The sequence below is a fragment of the Vibrio thalassae genome, assembly GCF_900089835.1.
Taxonomy (GTDB): domain Bacteria; phylum Pseudomonadota; class Gammaproteobacteria; order Enterobacterales; family Vibrionaceae; genus Vibrio; species Vibrio thalassae.
This window is the reverse complement of record NZ_OANU01000086.1, coordinates 1-3,818: the sequence shown is the minus strand read 5'-3', so window position 1 is coordinate 3,818 and position 3,818 is coordinate 1. Positions and strand designations below refer to the sequence as shown.

Here is a 3,818-nt window from a genome sequence, read left to right as displayed (position 1 = left end):
GGTTCATTATTGAAACGATTAATGACCAATTAAAGAATATATCTCAAATAGAGCACTCAAGGCATCGCAGCTTACATGGTTTTATGTTGAATTTACTTGGCGGACTAATCGCTTACTGTCTGAAACCAGAAAAGCCATCACTCAACATCACAAACACTGAAAAGACAGGATTGATGGCGATGGCTTAAACCGATCTCAGGTTAAGTTATTGTTTTTCACGAAGTCTTCATCGAGGCACCTTGGTAGTGAATGCCATGTTAACATTATGTGTTGATATGGTGATGTCGGTATGCCATTCTGTGACTAAAAGCAGAAGTTTTAATGCAACTGTGTTCAATGCAAAATAATGCGCTATGATGCATTGTAATCTAATTTCAAAACGATAATTTAGACAAAAACCATAATAAAAAATGGTTGGCATAGGGTTAACAATTAAACAACCTTGCCTGATTACAAATTTATATACAAGATTCAACGTTTGAATGCTCGATGAAATTATCGACATTATCATCCGTTAATAATGAAGTCGGGTACCCCCATAAGTAATTCAACTACCCGACAATAAATGGAAAAAAAAGCTGTAATAAAACGGAGATATCAATGGCTGGTGTATTGGGAATGATTCTTGCTGGTGGAGAAGGCTCTCGCCTACGTCCTTTAACTGAATCACGTAGCAAACCTGCGGTACCATTTGGAGGAAGCTATCGTTTGATTGACTTCGCTCTGAATAACTTTATCAATGCTGACTTAATGCGTATTTATGTCCTTACGCAGTTTAAGTCTCAATCGCTCTATCAACATATGCGTAAGGGTTGGAATCTAACCGGAATTACCGACCGATTCATTGACCCGATCCCTGCTCAAATGCGAGACGGTAAGCGCTGGTATGAGGGCACTGCTGATGCGATTTATCAAAATGTTCGCTTTATCGAATTAGCGAATCCAGAACATGTATGTATTTTTGGTTCCGATCATATTTACAAAATGGACATTCGCCAGATGCTTGATTTCCACAAGCGTAAAGAAGCTAAGCTTACGGTATCTGCTTTGCGTATGCCTTTAGCAGAAGCGTCAGAATTTGGTGTCATTGAAGTCGATGAAAATGGCAAAATGATTGGGTTTGAAGAAAAACCGCAGCATCCAAAAGCGATCCCAGGCCACCCTGATATGGCATTAGTGTCGATGGGTAACTATATATTCGAAGCGGAAAGCTTGTGCCATGAGATTCGCGTAGATGCTGAGAACCCAGAATCAAGCCATGATTTTGGTAAAGATATCATTCCTAAAATGTTCCCTGAAGGGAATGTTTACGTCTACGACTTTTCGACCAATAAAATTAGTGGCGAAAAAGACACAACCTACTGGCGTGATGTAGGTACTATCGATTCCTATTGGGCAGCACACATGGACTTGCTCCAAGAGGACGCTCAGTTTTCGTTATACAACCGAAAATGGCCACTTCACACATACTATCCACCTCTTCCACCGGCAACGTTTGTCGATGCGGAGCATCAAAAAATCAAAATTACCGACAGCTTGATCGCTGGTGGTAGTTATGTTCGTGGTTCATCAATCTATCGTTCTGTTTTGGGTTTTAGAAGTAACATTGCGGCTGGTTCAGTGGTGAGTGAATCTGTTATCCTAGGTGACGTTAAGATAGGCGCTGGTTGTACAATCAAGCGTGCGATCATTGATAAGAATGTAGAAATTGCCCCTGGGACTGTGATTGGTGAAGATCTTGAGTTGGATGCGAAGCGTTTCCATGTCTCCCCAGGTGGCGTTGTAGTCATCAAGAAAGGGACGAAAGTTGGATTCTAAAATGCGAAACATAGATGTATGGTTTCCAGTTTCAGAAGCGCAAGGACTTGTTAAAAGCGGAGGCTTGGCAGATGTTGCCAAGGCTCTGCCTAAAGCTCTGCAAGAACTGGGTAAAAACGTAGCCATTACTTTACCCGGTTATCAGTCACTGCCCAATAAAGAACAGTATGAATTTGTCTTAGCGACTGAGTTAGAGCATTGGCCGCATACTCCATATCAAGTTAAAAAAACACAACTCGATGGTGTTGATGTGTTCGTTATCGAGTGTGATCGTTACTTCGATAGGCCAGAGCTGTATGCCGAGCACAATCGAGCTTATGCTGACAATGGTGAACGATTTGGTTTTTTTGCGTCCGCGAGTTTGGATGTGCTACCGAAACTTGGCATTCGACCGTCTATCGTCCATGCCAACGACTGGCATACGGGATTAATCCCGTTCCTACTTAAAACGCGTTATGCTGATGACGAGCGATTTGCTGGAATAAAGTCAGTGTTAACGGTGCACAATGCTATTTTTAAAGGCATCTTTTCCTACGCTCAGTTGGAGATCATTCCAGAACTTCGTCTTTCTGGAATGGAGTTTCTACAGTACGGTGAAGGATGGGTAAGCACGCTTCGTGCGGGCATCGCTTTTGCAGATAAAATCAACGCCGTGAGCCCCAATTACGCTGCAGAGCTAGTGACGCCTTTGGGGTCTCATGGTTTGGTGGACGATTTTGTACATCGTTCCAAAGATCTGCATGGCATCGTGAACGGTTGTGACTACTCAGAGTGGAACCCTAAACTTGATAGCTTTCTGCCTGTTAATTACGACGATGACTTAGAGAGTATGCTAAGTGGCAAACTGGCCGCTAAGCTGGCATTGCAGCAAGAGTTATCGTTGCCAGAGCGCAATGTTCCAATGGTTGGTATGGTGTGTCGATTGACACATCAAAAAGGTTTCCACTATATACTGCCGATACTTGATAAGTTCCTGAAAAATGATGTTCAGGTTGTCATTATAGGAACCGGAGAACCGCAAATTGCCTCTCACCTAAATGATATAGCTGAGCAGTTTTCGGATAAACTGGCGTTTGTAGAAGCGTACAGTAATAGGTTTGCGCATTTAGTAGAGGCTGGTTCAGATTTCTTCCTGATGCCTTCAGAGTTTGAAGCATGTGGTCTAAATCAAATCTATAGTATGGCGTACGGGACGCTGCCAATCGTGCGTAAAGTCGGCGGGTTGAAAGACACGGTTATCGACTTTGATGATGACTCTACGCAGGCCACAGGATTTGGTTTTGAAGAACCTTGCCACGATGCATTGCTCATTGTGTTGCAGCGTGCCCTGTTATTTTATTTGCAGCATCCAGAAGCCATGCATGAAATGCAGCTTCGCGGTATGCGCAGAGATTTCAGTTGGACAGAATCGGCTAAAGAATATATCAAAATGTATGATTTGGCGCTTGGTTGCTGCAACCGATAACCTGAATCCAAGAGCGGCATTGATGCCGCTCTTTTGCATGTTGTAAAGCCTAACTCTAGACACAATTGGACATCATTTTTTCTAAAATTCCGCGCAATTTTCTCCAGAGACGTGTAGAGTTGTGATAACTTAACTTTCGTCCTATCAACTTATCAGAGAACTATGTCCGAAAGCCTACTATTTCATAAAACCTATACACACCCTACGAGCGATGAGTGGGTGGTTTTTGTGCATGGAGCAGGGGGTAGTTCATCCATATGGTTTAAGCAAATTCGTGCTTATCGTGAGCATTTTAATTTGCTGTTCATTGACTTACGTGGACACGGTGTCAACGCCAGTTTAAAATTGACCCACTTATCGACGTTATCGCCGAAGTAAAACTGACCCACCCAAGTAATTAATTTTTACTTTCAGATAGATTTTCTAGAACTGTTGGTATGGTTCCAGCCGCCTTCTTTCCTCGTAATCGGTAGCTTTCTCCACTGATTTGTACGATGTGCGAGTGATGAAGAAGCCTATCCAGTAATGCCGCCGT

Annotated in this window: 4 protein-coding genes and 1 pseudogene; 4 read left to right on the top strand and 1 reads right to left on the bottom strand. The window is 42.8% G+C overall.

The window, feature by feature from the left end; translation table 11 throughout:
- From VTH8203_RS18160 to VTH8203_RS18145, 4 genes and pseudogenes are all read left to right on the top strand, one after another.
- A partial coding sequence (locus tag VTH8203_RS18160) for a transposase (protein ID WP_279627165.1) occupies window positions 1-188 on the top strand: 188 nt, incomplete at its 5' end.
- 412 nt (window positions 189-600) lie between these two features.
- Entirely contained in the window at window positions 601-1,818 is a 1,218-nt protein-coding gene (gene glgC / locus VTH8203_RS18155) for a glucose-1-phosphate adenylyltransferase (protein ID WP_096994901.1), read from the top strand.
- A gap of 1 nt (window position 1,819) precedes the next feature.
- Window positions 1,820-3,283 carry a glycogen synthase GlgA gene (glgA, locus tag VTH8203_RS18150; RefSeq protein ID WP_096994900.1) on the top strand — a complete coding sequence of 488 codons (1,464 nt, stop codon included), beginning with the start codon at window positions 1,820-1,822 and terminating at the stop codon, window positions 3,281-3,283.
- A 162-nt stretch (window positions 3,284-3,445) separates the two neighbouring features.
- A pseudogene (locus VTH8203_RS18145) lies at window positions 3,446-3,610 on the top strand (alpha/beta fold hydrolase); the annotation flags it as partial.
- A 70-nt stretch (window positions 3,611-3,680) separates the two neighbouring features.
- On the opposite strand, the gene VTH8203_RS18140 reads toward VTH8203_RS18145, so the two are convergent.
- Window positions 3,681-3,818 (bottom strand): ATP-binding protein (locus VTH8203_RS18140; RefSeq protein WP_244181154.1); only part of this gene is annotated, 138 nt, incomplete at its 5' end.

Bases quoted from the DNA above. Each gene is read 5' to 3' on its own strand.
- glgC (WP_096994901.1), top strand. From the start codon at position 601: ATGGCTGGTGTATTGGGAATGATTCTTGCTGGTGGAGAAGGCTCTCGC.
- glgA (WP_096994900.1), top strand. From the start codon at position 1,820: ATGCGAAACATAGATGTATGGTTTCCAGTTTCAGAAGCGCAAGGACTT.